Origin of the sequence: Acetivibrio cellulolyticus CD2 (assembly GCF_000179595.2) — a bacterium.
In the GTDB taxonomy this organism is placed as follows: domain Bacteria; phylum Bacillota; class Clostridia; order Acetivibrionales; family Acetivibrionaceae; genus Acetivibrio; species Acetivibrio cellulolyticus.
Genome location: NZ_JH556653.1, coordinates 403,167 through 424,728 on the forward strand (window position 1 = coordinate 403,167; position 21,562 = coordinate 424,728).

At 37.0% G+C, this 21,562-nt stretch carries 20 protein-coding genes and 1 tRNA gene; 2 read left to right on the plus strand and 19 right to left on the minus strand.

Features of this window, described 5'->3' with window-relative positions:
* Positions 1–158: 158 nt before the first annotated feature.
* The 14 genes from sdaAA to ACECE_RS0204065 form a co-directional block, all read right to left on the minus strand.
* Positions 159–1,058, minus strand: a complete 900-nt coding sequence (gene sdaAA / locus ACECE_RS0203995) for an L-serine ammonia-lyase, iron-sulfur-dependent, subunit alpha (RefSeq protein ID WP_010244390.1) — start codon at positions 1,056–1,058, stop codon at positions 159–161.
* Positions 1,048–1,722 (minus strand): L-serine ammonia-lyase, iron-sulfur-dependent subunit beta, encoded by a 675-nt coding sequence (sdaAB, locus tag ACECE_RS0204000; RefSeq protein ID WP_010244392.1) that lies wholly within the window; start codon positions 1,720–1,722, stop codon positions 1,048–1,050. Before sdaAB ends, sdaAA begins: the two co-directional genes overlap by 11 nt.
* A gap of 103 nt (positions 1,723–1,825) precedes the next feature.
* Positions 1,826–2,974, minus strand: coding sequence for an iron-containing alcohol dehydrogenase (locus ACECE_RS0204005; RefSeq protein ID WP_010244394.1), 1,149 nt, complete (start codon positions 2,972–2,974; stop codon positions 1,826–1,828).
* Positions 2,975–2,976: 2 nt separating this feature from the next.
* Positions 2,977–4,215 carry an aspartate aminotransferase family protein gene (locus ACECE_RS0204010; RefSeq protein ID WP_010244395.1) on the minus strand — a complete coding sequence of 413 codons (1,239 nt, stop codon included), beginning with the start codon at positions 4,213–4,215 and terminating at the stop codon, positions 2,977–2,979.
* A gap of 45 nt (positions 4,216–4,260) precedes the next feature.
* Positions 4,261–5,586 carry a type I glutamate--ammonia ligase gene (gene glnA / locus ACECE_RS0204015; protein ID WP_010244397.1) on the minus strand — a complete coding sequence of 442 codons (1,326 nt, stop codon included), beginning with the start codon at positions 5,584–5,586 and terminating at the stop codon, positions 4,261–4,263.
* Between the two features lie 17 nt (positions 5,587–5,603).
* Positions 5,604–6,302 (minus strand): ABC transporter ATP-binding protein, encoded by a 699-nt coding sequence (locus tag ACECE_RS0204020; RefSeq protein WP_010244400.1) that lies wholly within the window; start codon positions 6,300–6,302, stop codon positions 5,604–5,606.
* A gap of 101 nt (positions 6,303–6,403) precedes the next feature.
* Positions 6,404–7,123 (minus strand): ABC transporter ATP-binding protein, encoded by a 720-nt coding sequence (locus tag ACECE_RS0204025; protein ID WP_010244402.1) that lies wholly within the window; start codon positions 7,121–7,123, stop codon positions 6,404–6,406.
* The gene (locus ACECE_RS26535; protein ID WP_010244403.1) at positions 7,123–8,157 is read right to left on the minus strand and encodes a branched-chain amino acid ABC transporter permease; all 1,035 of its coding nucleotides are present in this window, start codon (positions 8,155–8,157) and stop codon (positions 7,123–7,125) included. The genes ACECE_RS0204025 and ACECE_RS26535 overlap by 1 nt, the downstream gene beginning before the upstream one ends.
* Positions 8,158–8,162: 5 nt before the next feature.
* On the minus strand, positions 8,163–9,050 hold the full coding sequence (locus tag ACECE_RS0204035; protein WP_010244406.1) for an ABC transporter permease subunit: 888 nt from the start codon (positions 9,048–9,050) through the stop codon (positions 8,163–8,165).
* An 80-nt stretch (positions 9,051–9,130) separates the two neighbouring features.
* Positions 9,131–10,390: an ABC transporter substrate-binding protein gene (locus tag ACECE_RS0204040; RefSeq protein ID WP_010244409.1), complete on the minus strand. Its 1,260-nt coding sequence runs from the start codon at positions 10,388–10,390 to the stop codon at positions 9,131–9,133.
* Between the two features lie 127 nt (positions 10,391–10,517).
* A complete protein-coding gene (locus ACECE_RS0204045; RefSeq protein WP_010244412.1) occupies positions 10,518–12,626 on the minus strand; it encodes a hydantoinase/oxoprolinase family protein in 2,109 nt (702 codons plus the stop codon).
* A 12-nt stretch (positions 12,627–12,638) separates the two neighbouring features.
* Positions 12,639–14,426 (minus strand): hydantoinase B/oxoprolinase family protein, encoded by a 1,788-nt coding sequence (locus ACECE_RS0204050; RefSeq protein ID WP_010244415.1) that lies wholly within the window; start codon positions 14,424–14,426, stop codon positions 12,639–12,641.
* A 385-nt stretch (positions 14,427–14,811) separates the two neighbouring features.
* Positions 14,812–15,657: an IclR family transcriptional regulator gene (locus ACECE_RS0204055; protein ID WP_010244418.1), complete on the minus strand. Its 846-nt coding sequence runs from the start codon at positions 15,655–15,657 to the stop codon at positions 14,812–14,814.
* A 292-nt stretch (positions 15,658–15,949) separates the two neighbouring features.
* Positions 15,950–16,591 carry a DUF6273 domain-containing protein gene (locus ACECE_RS0204065; protein ID WP_010244421.1) on the minus strand — a complete coding sequence of 214 codons (642 nt, stop codon included), beginning with the start codon at positions 16,589–16,591 and terminating at the stop codon, positions 15,950–15,952.
* Between the two features lie 613 nt (positions 16,592–17,204).
* On the opposite strand from ACECE_RS0204065, the gene ACECE_RS0204070 reads away from it, so the two are divergent.
* Positions 17,205–17,426, plus strand: coding sequence for a hypothetical protein (locus ACECE_RS0204070; RefSeq protein WP_010244423.1), 222 nt, complete (start codon positions 17,205–17,207; stop codon positions 17,424–17,426).
* A gap of 80 nt (positions 17,427–17,506) precedes the next feature.
* Here the strand turns inward: ACECE_RS0204070 and ACECE_RS0204075 are convergent.
* The 5 genes from ACECE_RS0204075 to ACECE_RS0204095 all read right to left on the minus strand — a co-directional run bounded on the left by ACECE_RS0204075 (position 17,507) and on the right by ACECE_RS0204095 (position 19,777).
* Positions 17,507–17,582, minus strand: a tRNA-Met gene (locus ACECE_RS0204075).
* Positions 17,583–17,668: 86 nt separating this feature from the next.
* Entirely contained in the window at positions 17,669–17,986 is a 318-nt protein-coding gene (locus ACECE_RS0204080) for a hypothetical protein (RefSeq protein WP_162862478.1), read from the minus strand.
* Between the two features lie 109 nt (positions 17,987–18,095).
* Complete coding sequence (locus ACECE_RS0204085) at positions 18,096–18,389, minus strand: type II toxin-antitoxin system RelE/ParE family toxin (RefSeq protein WP_010244429.1); 294 nt, start codon at positions 18,387–18,389, stop codon at positions 18,096–18,098.
* The gene (locus ACECE_RS0204090) at positions 18,382–18,642 is read right to left on the minus strand and encodes a type II toxin-antitoxin system Phd/YefM family antitoxin (protein WP_010244432.1); all 261 of its coding nucleotides are present in this window, start codon (positions 18,640–18,642) and stop codon (positions 18,382–18,384) included. The genes ACECE_RS0204085 and ACECE_RS0204090 overlap by 8 nt, the downstream gene beginning before the upstream one ends.
* Positions 18,643–18,850: 208 nt before the next feature.
* The gene (locus ACECE_RS0204095) at positions 18,851–19,777 is read right to left on the minus strand and encodes a LysR family transcriptional regulator (RefSeq protein ID WP_010244435.1); all 927 of its coding nucleotides are present in this window, start codon (positions 19,775–19,777) and stop codon (positions 18,851–18,853) included.
* A gap of 147 nt (positions 19,778–19,924) precedes the next feature.
* Between ACECE_RS0204095 and ACECE_RS0204100 the strand changes: the two genes are divergently transcribed.
* Entirely contained in the window at positions 19,925–21,550 is a 1,626-nt protein-coding gene (locus ACECE_RS0204100; protein WP_010244437.1) for an FAD-dependent oxidoreductase, read from the plus strand.
* The last annotated feature ends 12 nt before the right edge of the window (positions 21,551–21,562 follow it).

The window sequence follows — 21,562 nt, forward strand, 5'->3', positions numbered from 1 at the left end:
AATGTACAAGGTTTATAGCAAAATAAAAAACTGCCATTGTATCAACGACAGTCTTTCTAATTTGGCTAATCACTCTGATTTTGGTACAATTTAGCGATAATCCAATTCTGCTAAATTGTTTGACTAACACTTAAAAGCACCTATTTGCTATTTTCAATTCAATTATTAAAACTTTTTAATTTCATGCTGCAATTAATAATTTTACGCATATATTCCTTAGCTGAAGGCGTCGCAGCAAGCCCTCCCTCTCCTGTTTCCCTAAGCGAAACCGATATGGATTCTCCTACGCTTCTCATAGCATCAATCACCTCATCCGGAGGTATACTGCTTCTTACTCCGGCAATAGCCATATCAGAGCATGCTATGGCATTAACAGCACCCACCACATTTCTTTTTACACACGGAACCTCAACAAGACCTGCAACCGGATCACATACCAGCCCTAACAGATTCTTCAAAGCCATTGCCGCAGCATGAGTTATGCACTCACTGCTCCCTCCATTCAAATAAGCCAATGCTCCTGCGGCCATAGCACTTGCAGAACCTATCTCAGCCTGGCAGCCGCCTGCTGCTCCTGAAATAAATGCCCTTACTGCAATTACTTCTCCTATTCCAGCTGCTACGTACATTGATTCTACCATTTTGTCCAAGTCTATATTGTTCTGCCTCTCATAAGTCAGAAGTATGGCCGGGATTACTCCACAAGAACCAGCAGTTGGAGCTGCAACGATCCTTTTCATACAGGCATTTGATTCGCTTATTTTGAGTGCCTTCGATATAACTTCACCAATAAAAGAACCGCTGCAAAGTATTCCTTTTTCCAATGCAAGACTGAACTTGTTCCCATCATTTCCAACAAGTCCGCTTGCAGATTTAATGTCTGGATCATAACTGTTGTCACTGTGCTTCATGGACATATAAAGACTTTTCATTTTCCCCACGGATTCTTCGGCTGTAACCATCCTTTCACTTATATCATCTTCAAGTATTACTTCCCAGAAAGTTTTAGAGGTATCGTCACATCTTCTTACTATCTCATTTATTGAATTAAAACTCATTGTCCTCCTCCAAACTGAGGTATGTCACTTTAACAACACCCTCCAATTTTCTCAGCCAGTCAAGTGATTCAAGCGGAACTTCCTGATCGCATTCAATTACCATTACAGCATTTCCGCCACGTTTATCCCTATATAGCTGCATAGCAGCAATATTAACGGATTTATGTCCCAACATTGAAGTAACTTCGGATACATGACCCGGCTGATCCATATTATGAACAATAAGTGTAGGATAAGTCGCACAAATGTTTGCATGCAATCCATCAATCTGACAAATCTTAATTGTACCTCCACCAAGTGAAGCTGCGACAACCTCAAGTTCCCGTCCATTTACCCCTTTAAGCTTAAGCATGACCGTATTCGGGTGTGCATCTTTCAACTCAATACCTGAAAAGCTATATTTCATGTCCCTTTCATCTGCAATTTGAAAGCTGTAAGGAATTCGCTCATCATCGGGCTTCATTCCAAGTAATCCTGCAATTAACGCTTTATCCGTTCCATGTCCTTTACCTGTCGCTAAAAAAGAGCCATGCAGTAAAATATCAACAGATTGAATTTCATCCATTATCAGCTGTCTTGCATTAAATCCGATTTTTACTGCTCCTGCCGTATGAGAACTGGACGGCCCAACCATTACAGGTCCGATTATGTCGAAAATATTCACAATTGCAACACCTCGTTTTTATCCATTTTTCCCACATCCTTGTTTCACTAATTGATCAACATATTTTAAAAATAGAATATTCACAGTTCCATAATAAATCGTATCACATTGCTTTTTTGTATAACATTTCTATATCCGATGCGATACTTACTCTTGGATTAACTGCTATATTTCCGCTCTTCATTGCATCTGAAGCCATAAGTGGAATTTTATCTTCCGTCACACCAACACTGCTTAAATTTCCGGGAATGCCAAGAGATTCTATCAGTCTGCGTATTTCATGAACAAGAGTATCCGGAGTGAAAAAGTCTGTATTTGTTTTTCCTTCCTTAATTAAGTTGTATATTTTCTCGTATTTCCCATTATCAGACAACGCATTGTATTCCAGAACTACAGGCATTAATATGGCATTTGCCACTCCATGTGGAACATTAAAAAAGCCTCCAAGAGGATGAGCCATTGCATGAACATTCCCAAGCCTTGCCCAGGAAAAAGCAATTCCAGCAAAATTACTTGCCATCATCATGGAACATGCTGCTTCCTCATTACTTCTGTCTGCAACAAATCTCCGGATATTTTTGCCAATCAATTCCATGGACTTCTCAGCCATAGCATCGGTAAATGGAGATGCCACTTTGGATAAATATGCTTCAATAGCGTGGACAAGAGCATCAATGCCGGTAGATGCCGCAACAAATGCCGGCAGTGACATAATAAGCTCCGGGTCCATAACTGCATAACATGGTATCAACTCATTGCTGGATACGGTAAATTTGTAATTTCGGGACTTGTCAGTAATAACCGCAAATGCAGTAGTTTCACTTCCTGTTCCTGCTGTCGTCGGAATCGCCAAAACCGGTACAATTTTGCTGGGTACAAGATTTGAACCTTCATACTGAGTAATCTCACCACCATGTGCTGCAAGAATGCCTACCGCTTTTGCAACATCCATAGGACTGCCTCCGCCAAGTGCTATAATTGCTTCTGCTTTGCTGTTCCTATAAATAGCCATAGCTGCATTTACTGTTTCAACTGACGGATTGGGTTCAACGTCTAAAAACTCTTCATGTTCTATCCCTGATTTATCCAATATATCTGTAATGCGCTGAACTGTGCCAACCTTTTCAAGGTTTCTTCCAGATATAACCAAAAGTTTTTTTGCACCAATTTTCTCAACTAATGATGACAGCTTTTTAATACTGCCTTTACCAAATACAATGTTCTGTGGAACTGAGAACATAAAATCTTGCATAGTTAATCTTCCTCCCAATTTAAGCTATGTGCCAGTATTTCATTTACCGCTTCATTAATAATTTTAAAAGCTTTGTCACAATCTTCTTTTGTCACTGTTAGCGGAGGAACCATTCGTATTATATTGCTTCCAATTGCTGTGATCATAAGTTTTCTGTCAAAACATGCATGCTTTACATCAACACTGCTAATACCATCAAATTCAACACCAACTAACAGACCTTTTCCTCTTACTTCTTTTACTTTTGGAAGTGTTGTAAGTTTTTCCATAAAATACTCGCCCACTATTTTCGCATTTTCTGCAAGCTTCCTGTCGAGCAGTTCACTAATTGCTGCATAAGACGCTGCACAGCAAACGGGGTTTCCACCATAAGTTGTTCCGTGGGATCCCACTGTAAAAGCTTTTGCGACTTCATCCGTAGCACAAATGGCACCAATAGGCATCCCTCCTCCCATAGCCTTAGCCATAGAAATTATGTCCGCTTTTACTTCATAATGCATAAATGCCATTGTCTTTCCTGTTCTGCACCATCCAGTCTGAACTTCATCTAAAAGCAGCAGCATCCCTCTTTCATCACATAATTTTCGAAGGCCCTGAATAAATTCCGCTGTTGCAGGATTAACGCCTCCTTCTCCCTGAATCGGTTCAATCATAACTGCTATCGTATTTTCATTGCAGGCATCCGTAAATTCCTGTAAGTTATTAAATTCCGCATAAGAAAAACCTGGAAGAGTCGGCTTATAACCATACTGACATGAATTGTCAGGCTGGCCTGTAGCAGACAGAGAGCCGTATGTTCTTCCGTGAAAGCCCTTTTTAGCTGTTACAATATGGTATTTTTCAGGGCCATACTTTTCAGTTCCATATTTTCTAGCCAGTTTGATCATTGCTTCGTTTGCTTCAGTCCCGGTACTTTGAAAGAAAATCTTATCCATTCCGATTGTTTCACAGATTAATTTTGCAAGCATAGCCTGCGGAATAGTATATGGATAATTAAACGTATGTATGATATCTTCCGCTTGATTCTTTATTGCTTCAATCACCTTTTCGTTACAGTTTCCGACACTGTTTACTGCAATTCCCCCATAAAAATCCAGATATTTCTCCCCATTTTCATCATATAAATATATACCTTTTGCAGTCTCTGCAATAAAATCAAATCTTTCGTAAGTCTCAATCATATACTTTTTGACGGTATCCTTAAGTTCCTTGCTTGTCATACCACTATCTTTCAGTTTCATCGCAATTCCTCCCTTTAATTATTCATTTACAGGCTATTAACACCATTAATAGTTCAGGTATTTATTCAATTCCCATGCTGCTATGTTATTTCTGAATTCCTTCAATTCCTTTTTCTTGAGCTTCAAAAAGCATTTCAGAACATGCTGCCCAATCGCCTCTTTTATAACTTCATCCTTTTTCAACTCTTTCAAGGCCTTTTCCAGATTGTCCGGCAAATTATCAATCCCCAGTTTTCTTCTTTCACTCTTCTTCATCTTAAATATGTTACTTGAGACCTGTTCAGGAGGTTCAGAGCATTTCTTTATTCCATCAAGTCCTGCTTTCAAACATGCTGCTAAAACAAGATAGGGATTGGCAGTTGGATCAGGTGACCTGAGTTCTACCCTTGTTGCACAACCTCTTGACGCCGGCACTCTGATCAAAGGACTTCTGTTCTTACATGACCAGCATATATATACCGGTGCCTCATAACCTTTTATCAACCTTTTGTATGAGTTGACAGTAGGATTGTTTATTGCTGTCATTGCTTTTATATGTTCCATTATTCCTGAAATAAAATAATATGCCTCCTGACTCAAGCCGTTGCCCTTAGGATCATTCCTGTCATAAAAAATATTCTGTCCGTCCTTCATCAAAGACATATTAATGTGTAAACCAGAACCATTCTCTCCTTCCAGAGGCTTTGGCATAAAGGTTGCACATAATCCGTATTTTTTTGCTATTGCCCGGACTGCAAGTTTAAAAGTCATGATATTGTCCGCAGCCTTAAGAGCATTACTGTACTTGAAATCCACCTCATGTTGGCCCACTGCCACCTCATGGTGAGAAGTTTCAACTTCAAATCCCATCTTACTTAATACCAGACATATTTCACGCCTGATATCCCCTCCTAAATCAATGGGTTCCAAATCAAAGTAACCGGATTTGTCATGAGTTATATTTGTAGACATTCCAGATTCATCTGTATGAAATATAAAAAACTCACATTCCGCACCAACCTGAAATATATATCCCATTTCCTCAGCTTCCTCAAGTGCCTTTTTCAATTGATACCTTGGATCCCCTTGAAATGGATATCCTTCCGGATCATATACATCACAAATAAGCCTTGCCACACGCTCTTCAGATGGTCTCCACGGTAATATTACAAATGTATCCAGATCAGGCCGCAAATACATATCGGATTCCTCAATCCTCACAAAACCTTCAATAGACGAGCCATCAAACATGATTTTATTATTAAACGCATTCTCCAATTGACTCTTAGTAATTGCGACATTTTTCAAGTGCCCTAAAATGTCAGTAAATTGCAGTCGAATAAATTGAACATCGTTATCATCAATCAACTTACAAATGGTTTCCATATCCATAACTTAAAACCTCCATCTCAGATAGTCAGGTATCTCCTTATTCCCTCAGAATTGTTAATCTGCTCCTTAGTTATCTCAGCTATGATGCATCCTTTATCCATAACATATCCACGGTCGGAAACCTGCTGAATCAATCCCATATGTTGTTCTACTATTAGGACAGTCATATTTAACTCTTTTGAAATTTTTGTGAGAATTTCACCCATCTGGCTGACAATATTAGGTTGAACACCCTCACTCGGTTCGTCTAATAGAATAATTTCCGGCGAACCGATAAGCACTCTTCCGATAGACAGCATCGCCTGCTCTCCCCCGCTCATTGTGCCGGCTTTTTGTTTTTTTCTTTCCTTTAGTATTGGAAAGTAATTATATACAATTTCAAAATTATCGTTTGATTTTTTTGAGTTTATACTCTTCCCCATTCTAAGGTTTTCTTCTACCGTCAAAAGCGGGAAAACACCATGTCCCTGAGGCACATATCCTATTCCTGTTTGAGCCCTGAAATGTGCCTTTGTTTTTGTAATATCCCTGTTACCAAAATATATCCTACCTTTTTCTGTCTTATTGAGACCTATCAGTGTTTTCATAAGTGTGCTCTTTCCTACACCGTTTCGTCCAATGATTGATACCATCTCACCTTTTTCCACCTTAATATTTACATTATTTACAATCATTACTTTATTATATCCCGACACTATATTCTCTGCTTTCAGCATACTTACACCTCCTGATACTTTTCATGCCAACAAATTTCAACCTTTCACATGCCAGAAATAAATTCATAGTTATCACCATTTGAAAAGTCTATGTTCGTAAACTAGCTTCCAAGGTATATCCTCTTCACACCTTCATCATTTTCAATATCCTCAATCGCTCCTTCTGCATATTTCTTTCCGAAGTGCAAAACGGTAACTTTTTTCGCAATCTTACGAACAAAGTCCATGTCGTGGTCAATAAAAAGTATTGTAATTCCCTGCCTGTTAAGCTCATTAATGAGGTCCGCCGTAAAGCTCGTTTCCTCTGGCCCCATTCCTGCAACAGGTTCATCCAATAGTAACAGTTCCGGTGATGCAACAAGTACCATGGCTATTTCCAACCACTGTTGCTGACCATGGGACATATTCTTTACAATTGGATTCCCAATCGTATCCAGTTTTACAAGATGAACCAATCGTTCAATTTCACTCATCATTTTGTCCTCAGACATGTAATTGGTAGCAGCAAGTTTTAAATTGTCAATCAGGGTTAAATCTTCATAAATTCCCGGAATTTGCATTTTAAGGCTTATTCCCATTTTTGCTCGAGCTGTTGGTTTTTTGTTGGTAATATCTTGGCTTTTAAAAATAATTCTTCCTGAGGAAACTGGATGTACTCCAGTTATAAGTTTGAAAACCGTTGTTTTTCCTGCCCCATTAGGGCCAATCAAACAGTGAAGATCCCCTTTGTTTATTTTAATGCTAAAGTCTTCTACAGCCTGAATTCCACCAAACTGCTTGGATACATTTATAAGTTCCAGTATACTGTACTTTTCGCCCATCAAAACACCTCCTTTTTGTCGGATGTTTTTGGGGCAGACATTTTGCCAACTAGATAATCAAGGCTTTTAAACAGGGAATAAATTAAACCTTCCGGCAAATACAGAATCACTATGATGAGCAATACCCCAATAATTATGGATGAAAATTGACTACCTGTAGTACTGACTGCCAATTGATTTGTAAAAACACAATAAATTCCGGCAAAAATCATTGAAGCAGTGCTGTTTTTTCGTCCCCCCGCTGCTACAAGCACAACCGGCAAAGTTGATGCAGCAATAGTAATATTCGAAGGTGATACATAAGTGCCCCAAGAGCTGTACAAAACACCGGCAAGCCCTGCAATTCCGCCTCCAACAGCAAATACAAGTGTTTGCACTGCTGGAACATTAAATCCCAAAAGCTCACTTCTTGAACGGTTTTCCCTAACCGCAAGCATTGAATAACCAATTTTTGTTTTTTGTATCTTTTTCATACCAAGGTAAATAAAGAGAACTATCGATAAAACAAATAAATAATAAACAATATCATTCATCTGAAGTCCGAAAATAGTTAGCTTAGGTATCTGGTACAATCCGTTCCATCCTCCTAATTCTATGCCTTTTATTGACCATTCCGGACCTGCTGTCTGCATCATGAAAGTGTGAAATGCAATTGCAAAACATAATGTAATCAAACCTACAAACACATCATTTACACCACCATAAAACATAAAGAAACCTAATATTCCCGCTGCCAGAGCAGCTAGCAAGACAGCCAGTACCATTATCAGAATTGTAATCGAAGGATTTTCCATTAATCTTCCCAATATACCATATGCATATGCACCTATACCAAAAAAGGTAGCCTGTGCAAAACTGAATATTCCTGTCATTCCCCATATCAGTGACAAACTGAGACATAATAATATGGTCGTCATAAAATAAGTATAAATATTGATTTGATATGGATTTACCCAAAGCGGCATCATGTATGCAAACAAAAAAATAATTACTACCATTATAGTTTCCGAATTTAACCTCTTTCCTTTTATCATCTATATCACTTCTTTCGTCCTAACAATTTGTTTTCTATTAAGTCTGAAAATCCCTTTGGACAAACTCTGATAAATATAATTGCTATAATTAACATAACCATAGTTCCATAAAAAGCTGTGCTTAATATGGTCACAACACTGTCCACTGTTCCTAATCCAATTGCTGAAGCCAAAGTTCCTATCAAAGGGTTTGCCCCCCCCATTAGTACAGTAATGAAACTTGGCATAAGAAAGGTTGAACCAAACTCTGGAGTTATAGACATAGTTGGTGCAAATAAACCTCCCGCAAGTCCTGCTAGCATTGACCCAATCATAAAGGTCATTCCGTAAATTTTATTCGTATTTACTCCAAGACTTGCCGCTATATCACTTCTTTGCATGGTTGCTCTGGATTGAAGACCAAATTTCGTATAGATGAAAACTACATATACTATTACTATCAAAAGCAATGCTATAAGCATAAGCAGAAGTCTGTAAACTGAAAAACTTCCATTTGCTGATTTAATTGATCCTAATGGCGTCGAAACACCTGACAACGCAAGATTCCCTGTAAAACTGGTCATAAGCAGTGCCATTCCCTGCTTAATGACCATACTTACACCCCATGTTGCTACAACAGAATCCAACGGTCTTGCGTACAGCTTGGATATGATCAACCTGTCCAGTATAAATCCTATAAGTCCTGTAATTATGGATGCAGCAAGAATCGCCAATGGTAATGGAATTCCACTTTGAGCCAGAGCTGTCGTCATATATGCACCTATCATTAAAAATTCTCCATGTGCAAAGTTTATGATCCCCATCATTCCATAAATAATTGCAAGGCCCATAGATGCAATGATGAGGAATGAAAAGCTGTTTCCAAATTGATATAATATTTGTGATAATGACATATTATCCCTCCTATGTACTTTGTAAAATCTCATTCTTTACTTTGATTAGAGATTTTACAAATATACTTCCTCTGTTTGTACTATTTAGCATCAATAGGAGTGAATTGCTTGTTAGGACTTGTTTTTCTGAGGTCTATACCTAGTTCCTCAGTCAGCCAGGTAGGCTTAATATTTTCAAAAGTTTTAAGTATAGAGATAGAATGATCTTTTTCACATTTAACCAGATACTGATTGGATATAACTTGATGGGATGCACCATTCATCGTTATAGCACCTGCCGGACTATCATAAGAAACCTTGTCCGTTTCCAGTGTTTCTATCACCTTGTCTGTCTCAGTTGTCCCCGCCATTTCGACAGCCACTTTATAAAGCATGATTCCTGAATATTCGGCACAGGCATCGGCTCCTATATATTCTTCATTGGGAAACATCTTGCGGAACCTTGCAACAAAAGACTTGGATGCTTCACTCTCCAGCTCCTCGGCATACAGTGTTGTTACATGCATGTTTGCAAGTGCTGGTGCTGCAAATCTTATATGTTCTCCATTTGACAAATTAACCGTACAAGCCATTGGCGTTGAAGTCATACCTGCATTTGCCCACTGTTCAAAGAATGCCGATTGTGCATTACCAACAAGGAAAACAAATAATACATCGGGATTAGTCTGTTGGATTTTTGTTATAGAATTGCTGAATTGAGATACTGTAAGGGGCAGGTATTCCTCTCCCACAACCTCAGCTCCGTATTCTTTGGCAAATTTTTTCACCCATGCACCGCTAATCTGACCCCAACTGTAATCAGCACCTATCGTATAGATCTTTTTACCATACTTAGTAACCATTTCTTCAGTTAGTGTCTTTAGCTGTGTATCCTCTGTGATAGAAGTGCAAAACAGGTTATGGCTTGCATCTCCTCCTTCATATACATTATTATAAAAAACCAATTTGTTGTTTTGCTCTCCAATTACCCGTACTGCTTCTCTCGCAGGACTTGAATATAATCCAGTAATAAGATCAACCTTGTCCTGTAATATCAGTTTTTTGGCGCCTTCCTGAGCCTTTGTTGTATCCGACTGTGTATCATAAACAATCATTTCAACTTTTTTTCCCAATATACCGCCTTCTTCATTAATCTGAGCCACAGCAACCTGGGCTGCATGATACTTTGGCAAACCCGCTATAGAATAGTCACCGGATATATCCTGCATATACCCTATTTTAATTACATCACCATTACCATCAGAATTGTTGCCTTTATCACCAGCTGTATTATTACTGCATGCTGTCATCAGTAAAAAAACTACACTTAATACTGTGATCACTGAAATTATTTTTTTCATAAATTTAATCCTCCTTTTAAATACGTAATGGCAATGTTCCAACCAGCGCCATTGCCATTACATTAACGTTTCACTATTTATTTTGATTATTATTTGTTTTCAAAAAAACCTCTATAGTATTTCTCAACTATTTACCCGCTTCTATATAGTAGTTGTTGAATTTCGTAACCTTTGCTTCATATCCTGGCAGCACAACTACTGTTGTTGTCGGCTCTTCTATTATTGCAGGACCTTCAATAACATCCCCATATACAAGGTTCTCCCCTGCATATATTGGAGTAACAATCATTTCATTATACTTTTTAAAATATATTTTTCGCGAACCGGTCCTTTTGTCCGGTAAATTCACCACATTTTCCTTATGATATTCCTGTTCTGGAATTACTGCTTCAGTTTCAGTTTTTCCAATTGCTTTTATTCTCCAGTAAATACACTCTACAAAAGTATCTTCCTTGATTGTAAATGTTCTTTTGTGCTCCTCATGGAAAGCCATCTCAATACTCTTCACAGAATCTTCATCTATTTTAAAGTCGTTTGTTAAAAATTCTGTTATATTAACCGAAAGTTCCCATACCTGAAATGGATAATGTCCTTCCATATATAATTCAATTTTCCTATTTTGGGATTTAATTTTATTCCTCTCAAAGAATTGTACTGCCTTCTGATAAAGTGACTCAAGCACTTTGTTTGCCCTATCAAAATCAAAATCTCTTGTGGTAGTATAAAAACTATCATTATATTCGGATACAACATCGGAGAATATCCCTCCTACAGCACTTAAACCACCTGCTGTCCTTGGTATAAGCAATTTTTTCATATCAAGACCTTCTGCAAGCGGAATGGCATGAAGTCCACAAGCACCACCACCCGCTACCATTACATAATTTCTTGGGTCTATGCCCTGCCATATGGTAATATCTTTAATTGCTGCAATCATATTGACATTTACGGTCGTCCAGATAGTATAAGCGGCATCCATAACACTGACACCCAGTTTATCTGCGACATGCTCTTTTATCGCCTTATAAGCTAGCTCAGGATATAGTTTCATTTTTCCGTTGTTAAAAAATTCAGCATTTATATACCCCAACACCAGATTTGCATCTGTAACAGTAGGTTGTGTACCTCCACGATTGTAACAAGCAGGTCCAGGAACCGATCCTGCACTTCTCGGTCCGACACGTACCATTCCGCCACTGTCTACCCATGCAATACTACCACCTCCTGCACCTATACTGTGCACATTAACTCTTGATATACCAGGTATTTCATCTCCAATAACAGTTTCCCTTGAAACCGATATATTTCCACCTATTACACAGCTAACATCAAAGGTTGTACCTCCCATGTCAAGCACCACAGCATTCTTATCCCCTAAATCTCTCAAAGCATATTCACGCCCAGATACAGGTGCCATGGATGGGCCTGAATCCACTGAAAATATTGGTCTGCCCACAATTTCCTTTGTACTCATAACACCACCGGACGAATTCAGCATTCCAATTTCGCCAATAAATCCAGAATCGTTCAACCTGTTATTTAAATTATTTGCATAGATCGATACAAGCTTTCTTAAGGACGCATCCATTGCAGCTGAAATCCACCTGCGGTATTCTCTGCTGTTTGGATTTACTTCACAGCTTAAAACCACCTGTACTTCCGGCCATTCTTTATGTATTATTTCCTCTGCACGTTTTTCATGTACCTGATTGGCAGTTGACCATAAAAAACATATACATATTGCTTCAACATTATACTCTTTCAATTGTTTCGTTACAGCCCTTACTTCTTCTTCATTAAGCGGTGTATCAATCTCCCCTTCGGAATTAATTCTTTCTTCTACCGAAAGTGTCAGATATCTTGGAACAAATGGCTCCGGATAATCCAAGTCAAAATCAAAAGGATTCTTATTAGGTCCTTCACGGAATAGGAATACATCCCTGAAACCTTTTGTACAGATAATTCCTATCTTTCCTACTTTTCTTTCTACAATTGCGTTTGTTGCTATTGTAGAACCATGAGTTGCAAATCCTCCGCTTGACACGCTTATATCTTTCAAAAAGTCGGAAACACTTTGATTGTAAAATTCAGCCGCTACCTTTAATGCCCCTAAAATACCTTCCGTCCAGTCATGAGGAGTTGTAGGAGATTTAAATACATTAAGTGCTCCATTTTCGTCTAAGATAGCTGCATCAGTAAATGTTCCGCCTACATCTATACATGCATACTTTGCCATAACAATAACCCCCTATCTTCTTTCTAAAGATAATTTTTCTCTCAATTTTTTTGTTTTTTCAAGATCAACCGTATATTCTTCCTTTGAAGTATCCAATACAACGCCGTATACTTTCTCAGCAAATTCCTTTGATATCCAGCCTTCCCTAACTCTATGACAAACCATCTTGGGTTCCCTCTCTAATGGGCTCCCATATCCTCCGCCACTTGAGCTTTCGGAAACTATTGCTTCACCATACTCTATAACAGGCTCCGCAAAGGGTGGAAGATCAACTCTTGAGGTTTCTCCTTCTTCAATTATGTATTTCCATGCTCCAGCTTCATGCCCACTAAATCCTCCGCAGGCTCCCTTTGGAGGATTCTTTATACCGTCACACGAATATGCACAAGTCACAGGCTCTTTTCTAGGTGTCAGAACAAATTTACAGGACGGTGCTGAGTCATATTTGCCTGCACCTACTGTATCAATCATAATTTCTTCATGAACCACCTTAAACGGATACTGCTGTTCAAGAACTTCCGTTGAATTCCAATTCATTGCTCCGCCTGTTACCGGATACTGATAAGTCACCCATCCATCATGCCCTAAAACACCAGGACCACCTGTCATACCACAAAAAATCTGGTTAACATAAGGACTGTAATTCTTCCTAAAATCCACACCGGACACAACCGCCACAGCCGGACATTGAACTGCTCCACCTTCTGCAATACCATATTGGACAACTATTTGGTTCATAAGTGCCTGAACTCCTGAAATCAAACGGTCTGCATAGTTAGTTGTTGCTAACGAAGAAGAGTACGGCATTTTAGATTTCCCAACAATACAGCCTTCTCTCATCAGAACCTTTATATGACTCATCGCTCCTTCATTACATGGAATATCAGTCGTTATATGGTTTAATACACCTGTTACAACACTTGCAAGAGTGGTCGCTTCACACATATTCAAACCACACGGAAGGGAATCCCTATTCTCTCTTAAGTCAAAAACAATATTACCTTCTTCAGGAAACACATCACACTTAATGTGTATAGTAACCTCAGGAACAATACCTTCAATCTCATCACATGTAACATCATATTCCCAATGACCTGCCGGAAACTTCTTGATTTCCTCCATCATTCTCTTTGAGCCATATTCCTGATAAGCATCACAAAAATCTTTTACAATATCATTTCCATATTCTTCGCACATCTCAATCAAACGCTTCTCGCCAGTTCTTGAGGAACCAACACAAGCAAGATAGTCTCCATACCACATTTCTGGTACACGAATTCTTTGTTTTGCTATTGCGATAATATCATGTATGTCCTGATAGTTTTTCTGAATTTTTATACAAGGCCAGTCAAGCGCACCTTCCTCATACATATCCTTTGCTGTTGGGTGATATGTGCTTGGAATACTGTTGCCGCAATCAGCTTGATGCCCTTTGGTAACTGCGAAAAACATGAGTTCACCCTTATAAAACACAGGAGCAATGTATGTATAATCCGCATGATGGGTATTTCCATGATACGGTGAATTATTCAAGAACAAATCACCTTCCTTTATTCCTTCCGGATGTTTAAAACACGGATTTACGGTCAATCCCATATTTGCACAGTGTACCGGTATACTTTCAGCCAACGCAATAACTTTACCGTTTCTATCACAAATCGCTGTTGACAAATCATGGCACACACTCATCAACTGTGATCTTGCAGTTCTCATTAACGTATTTGTCATTTCCAGTCCAATACTGTATAGTCTGCTTGATAATACAGACATTAAGTAGGGTTCTACTTTTTTGCTGCTCATAAATATAACACCTCCTGATTATACTTTTCATTTTTCACCATTGAAATTTAAAGACCTTAATCTCTGAAACTTAGAGTATTCGATTTGTTAATTTAACCTTATAAAAAAACAAAGGCATTTTTTTAGTAAAAACACCTTTGTTTTTTGTGAAAATATTAAAATTTCAGCATGCCGTTCATTAATGATGAATTTATTATAGCAATAAAAATTCTTACTGTCAATACGTTTTTAAAGTTTTTCATCATTAATGAATACAGCCCCAAAAAAACACCAAAAAATAAAACTTCCATTACTTGTTTAGCTTAATAGTTTGATATACTAATAAGCTCCATCTAAGCCGGGAAGTAATATTTAACTGCCTCTTAATTACTTATTAAATTGTTTACTATTCATTCAAAAGACTTGCTATAATTTTACTCTTTTCCCTTAGCTCTGCAAGAACTTTCTTTAGGTCAAAATCACTGAAAGGCTCATTTGAAGATACTCCCAAAGCATATTTAATCGGTTCGTATCCAACTATTATCGGAACAGCAACACTATTCATTCCAATAACATATTCGGAATTACTTTTTGCATACCCCAAATAAACTGCGTCTTCCACTTCTTTTCTAAGAACTTCCTGATCACAAATTGTATATGGTGTAAATCTTTGTAACTCGGTCTTATAAAATGCTTCTCTTATATCAACTTCCGAATATCCCAGAAGTATCTTTCCTAAGCCAACACAATGCAGAGGAGTTTTTGCACCTATCTTATGGAGATTGCCGCTATTCTTTGTTTCAACCTCGGCACATATATAAATAACTTCAAATTCGTTTCTCATCCCCAAATAAACATTAACATGATATTTATTGCGAATTTCCTGAAGACTTTCCGAAACCCTATAGTCAATATGATGTGAAGTTCTGTACTTTTCAAACAACTCTAAAGCAGCACTACCTATTCTGTATTTATTGCTGCCATAGATCTGAGTAACAAAACCGCAACACTCAAAGGTCTGAAGTATATTATGAACACTGCTTTTTATTATTCCGCTCATTTCAGCTATTTCTGTTACACCAAGTTCCTTGTGTTCTTCATCAAAATAATCCAACAGTTTTAATGCTTTATAAAGTGACTTGACTTTTGGTTGATGATTTTTACCCAAGCTTTTATTCCCCTTTACAGTATTTTCACCATTAATGAAAGCATCATCATTTTTAAGTGCAACACAAAATATTAAATGAGACACAAAGTGCCATTTGATTAATATTACTCTAAATTCTTAAAATTTAACCTTTATTTGTATTATACAGGTGTTATGCACTTGATGTAAATTGATACCAAAAAATAATTTTAAGAAAATGTCGAAAAACACTTGACATTTTCAAAATCTCCCAAAAATCAAAAAGGATAGTATTTTTTACTGTTACTTTGATGATTTGGGTGATACAAATGACTAAATTAGAGCAACCGATCCTTGAAAACAAAGAATATGGCCCCGGAGGGGGAATTCCTTTGCTAAAAAGCCTTTGGGAAAAATTTCATATTTGTCCATTTTCAAGTCTCCTTCTATCACTTTTTATCCAAAGAGCCGGACGAACTCCGCCTCTTGTGTCATTGGCTAAATGATGAATTACGTTCGTATTTCGCTTTGAAACGCCATTTCCTTGTATTCCAATGTTGCCATCCCCATGTATATAAGCTGCTACACGATTATTCTTTCCTGATGTACGTATCCACCACCACCATGTTGAATTTAAGAATTTTGCTATTCGCTTGCTATTGTTCTCATCTTTTCTTTGAAACCAGTACCTCTGATTTTTTCCCGGATAATCCAATAGCCTACTACTATCACCAAAAAATGATCTGACAACGTCATCAATAGATAATATAAAAATATAATCCATTGTATCTTCTCCACCATCCACTTTATACCACGAATTTCCGGGATTAATATTTAAGGTTTCAATTATTTTTTCTCTATCTTCCTCACTGAATTTATTATAAAATTCACTATTTAGATATTCTCTTAATTCACAGTCTTTCCAGGTGATATCTGTATTCTTATTATGATAATCCCGTAACTCAACGATTTCTTGAGTTAGAATCAAAGCTTTATCTTCTTGCACTTCAACAACAATCCATTCATATTCCCCAAATACTAATTGATCTCCAACCTTCATAGTTCTCCTCTTTCTTATTTTATCGCAACATAAATCTTCATATATTCTGTGTTACATTTTTGAAAAAGACTTTCAAAAGCAAAATGATCATAGGTATATCTATTGACATGGATATATTGAAAAACTGATTTATCGGGGTGAATTTTTCCAGGTAGTCAGCCCCATATTTCATTTTATTCGTTCGAACGAAATTATTCAAGCATCCAAACAAATATTTTGGCAACGGACTGCATTGTTTACATCAATATCCAGCAGAATTATAATAATAAAATAGTACATGCACAAAACAAAATAAATAGGACATATCAGCACAGCAAAAACTTAATAGATAATAAAAATTGGTTTCTCATTTGTCGTTACTAAATTAACATCGTGCAATTATTGTAAGTGCCTTCCAAACATAACATATGTATCACGTTATATTAAATATTTGTTTATATTAGTTGTAACAGGGAACACTAAATAAATAGTAAGTATAATACAGAATTCTGAAATTACCCCTTCGGGTCAGAAGAATCCGTTAAAAATATTTGGACCATCCTAGTTTAAGATAAGATGTTTTGAAATATCTATCCAATGATAACACAAACCTTACTATACAGGAGGTAATTAAATGAACTTTAGTGATATAAAACCCGAGGATGAATTACTCGTTTTTGATAAACCAAGTAGAAAAGTTCGTGAGCGGCAAGGCAAATATGTTTCAGCAAATGATAACTTCCTTACCATTCAATTCCCGTATTACAAAGATAGCCTCTTGTTATCCGACTTAAGGGAGGGGAGGACAACTATTTTTAAAAACAAAGAAGCTGTTGAATTTGCACCGCTTAAATAGGTTATTGGGTAAGTATCTGATTTACCATAAAAAAACAAAGGCCTATAAGATTAAAAATCTTTTAAGCCTTCATTTTTTTATGGTTGCGGGGGCTGGACTTGAACCAACGACCTTCGGGTTATGAGCCCGACGAGCTACCAACTGCTCCACCCCGCGATATCTAGTGTGTTATTGTAGCATAACACACTTTCTGATAAAAGTAAATGTAAATTTCAGTATACTGCTTGCCCTGTATTACAGGCTCAAATAGTTTCAACAATAGATCTTCCATTATAGTAGTTGCCTATACAATTGCGCGTGTCGGTCATAATCTTTCCACCCATTAACATCCGGACTTTTTGTTCTGGATAGCCTTTCTGAAAGTATATGTTCTGAAGCTGCAACTTTAAATTGACATCTAGTTCAGATGTTTCAGTGCTGTGTACCAGCTTATGACAAGCATAGCATATATCTATACGACTCTCCCTTGTTTCGCAAGCTTTTCTCTTTCCATGCCCATGTATAATGTGATGCTTACCTAGATTACCAACTCTACCACATACATAACATACTCTCATCATTTTAGCTCCCTTAATGTACAAATATTTACAAATATTTACGAATATATAGTATGCTTAAATGAATCTTTTTAATCATGATGATTTTCCTTCAGCATTATCTAAAATCATTTCAATTAATAAATAGTACAATACATGGCATTATATTAACTATTTTTGAGTCTTCATAAATTTTATAAACAACCAAATAATTCCTGATTGATGCTCTCCTATATCCTTCCTTATCCAAGCGCTTATTCTGGCATTTCCCATACATCCATGCATTGGATTTAAGATACCTGTAACATTTGTCAACTTCGTCCAGTAAATCTCCGGCTGCTTTTGGATTAACTAGTTCAACTACAATATACGAAACGATTTTATCAAGATCTTGATGGGCGAGCTCAGTAACAACCGATTTATACATTGTATTTTTCTCTTATGCTTTTTAAAGATGCTTCCCCATCAAGCACTTTTCCTTCCTTAAGTTGCTCCTCGGCTGCAATAAGTTTATCATATACATCAAACATAAACATTTTTTCCTTATACATTTCCATACTCATAATTACCATATCTCCATAACCGTTCTTAGTTACAAAAATAGGTTCTTTTGACTCATGGCACTTCTGAGATATCTTACTTGTATTTTTTAAATCACGGATTGGAATAATCTCAGGCATATTTTCAACTCCCTTCCCACAATTATGCCACACCGTCAATTTGAACGAAAATGATGAAAAAATCCGTATATTTAATATGATATGTGTCATAATGTGCAAATCGTATCCTCACTTATCCAAAATAAAGAATTCGATTCAGCTTCCCAGATTCTTGCACAATCAACATTGTGCATAATCTTCAGAATTCTTCTCGGAATTCTCATACAGTTTACTCATTTACCGAAATCTCCCCTGTGCTAATTCCTTGAAGAACATCTACATGTTTATAATTTTTTACTATCTCAATAAGACTCTTCATTTCATCGGTTATAACTTTATTTTTATGGTATACAACACTAAAAAATCTGTCCCAGTCACAGTCTTTATTCTGAATAACATGTATTTTCCCACTTTTAATTTCCTCTTCTACTAGCCGTATAGAAATGACTGCTAAGCATTGATTATCTATAACAGCTTTTTTAATTGCATCTGAGCTGTTTGCCTCAGAAGTTATCCTGATTGGTATTTCCTTCTCTGACATATATCTTTCAAAAAGTTCTCTTGTTCCGCTGCCCTGTTCTCTCATAGCAAAGCTTTCATATTGAAGTTCTTCCAGCCTAATACTTTTTTTCTTAGCAAAAGCATGCTTGGTACTGCAAATAAGAACCAAGAAATCATTTACTTCAGGAATTGAAATCAAATCCGGACTTTTCACCTTTCCCTCTACGATACCGATATCTAATTCCGATTTTAGCAGTTTTTCTTCTATGTCCATTGTATTATTTGTATAAGAGTATATTTCAATATTAGGATTCATTTCTCCAAAACTTTTGACAACTTCACTAAGTATACAGTTACCAACTGTATTCGTAGCACCAATCCTTATTTTCTCTACGTAATTATCTTGCAGCATCATTTCTTCCATATCATCAAACTTCTTTACCACTTCTCTTGCATAGGAAAGAAGCCTCTTTCCCTTTGCAGTTATATATAATTTCTTAGAAAGCCTATCAAACAAGAGCCCGCCATAATGTTCTTCAAGCTCTCTAATTGCTTGGCTTACTGTAGGCTGCGAAATAAAAAGTCTTGATGCAGCAGTACTCATTTTGCCGCTATCAACAACTTCAATAAATATTTTTAAATGTCTTATGGTCATATTTTCTTCCTCTATTCTAAGCTAAGCTTAAATCATTAATAGGTTTTACCTATCACTTTAATTAGATAATATCATTTTATTATCAATTCAACAAGTGATATATTATTATTATTGGTTGTTATAATTTAAGCAAAGAGGTGTTAATATATGAAAGTTCTTATTATTGGCGGTGTGGCAGCTGGTACTAAGGTTGCAGCAAAGCTAAAACGGGAAAACCGAAGCTGTGAGGTTACCATTTTAACAAAAAGTAAAGATATATCCTATGCTGGTTGTGGTCTTCCCTACTATGTTGGCAAGGTAATTCCAGATCGCAGTCAATTAATTGTCAATACTCCCGAGGGTTTTTCAGAATTAACTGGAGTTTTAGTACTAACTGAAGTAGAAGTTACAAAAGTTAATCCTGCTGAAAAAACCGTAGATGCACTAAATTTAAAAACACAGGAACCTCTTAAATATAAATACGACAAGCTAGTTATTGCATCAGGTGCAGAAGCCATCAAGCCACTAATTGATGGTATAAACTTAAAAAATGTATTCTTTCTAAGAACACCAGATGATGCTGACACCTTACGTAATGCCATAGAATCAGGCGAAATAAAGCGTGCAGTTGTAGTTGGAGGAGGATACATAGGACTAGAGATTGCTGAAAATTTATCCTCTCAGGGTGTTAAGATTACTGTTATTGATATGGCAAAGCATATACTTCCCGGTTTTGATGAGGAGTTTACTGAGTATGTAGAAAACTATCTAGCAGACCAAGGTATCATATCCTTTACCGAAACAAAGCTTGAAGCTATTCTTGGCGAAGGAAAGGTTGAGAAAATTCAAACAAATAAGCGTACTTTTAAAGCAGATGCCGTTATTCTTTCAGTAGGAATCCGAGCTAACACAGCTTTTCTGGCGGACTCAGATATTGAACTGATGCCAAATAAAACGATTAAAGTAAACGAGTTTTTACAAACAAATATTGAAGATATCTATGCCGTTGGAGACTGTGCTACTGTAACAAATCGGCTTACGAAAGAACCGGTTTGGTCTCCTATGGGTTCTACTGCTAATATTGCTGGTCGTATTGCCGCAAAAAATATTACCGGTGCCAAGCTAGTTTATCCAGGAGTTCTAGGAACTGCAGTTGCTAAGCTTCCTGAATTAAATGCAGGAAGAACCGGTTTAACAGAATCAGCTGCCAGAGAGGCTGGCATTCATACTGTAAGTGTCGTAACAGTTGTAGACGACAAGGCTCACTATTATCCCAACGCTTCATCCTTTATCGTTAAGATGATAGCTGACAGAGAAACCAAACAATTATTAGGCCTGCAGGTACTTGGAAAAGGTGCTGTAGATAAAATGGTCGATATTGCAGTTACAGCAATTACTATGGGAGCAACTCTTTATGATATTGAAAATATGGATTTAGCATATGCTCCGCCATTTTCAACAGCAATTCATCCTTTCTCACATACTGTGAATATTTTAATAAATAAAATTGAGGGTGTGTTTGAAACTGTAACGCCTGCTGCCTACGCTGCAAAAGAAGCTGAGGACTATAAAATAATAGATGCCTCTATTAATCCGAGCATAGATGGAGTTCCTTATATAGACCTTACCAAGGTTAATGGAGTGCTTTCTGAAATTGGGAAGGATGAAAAACTTCTTTTAGTATGTGCGAAAGGTAAAAGAGCTTACATGCTTCAAAACCGTTTAAAGTATTTCGGATACACTAATACAAGGGTTCTTGAAGGTGGTACCACTTTTAATGAAATAAAAATATAAATAACGATTTAA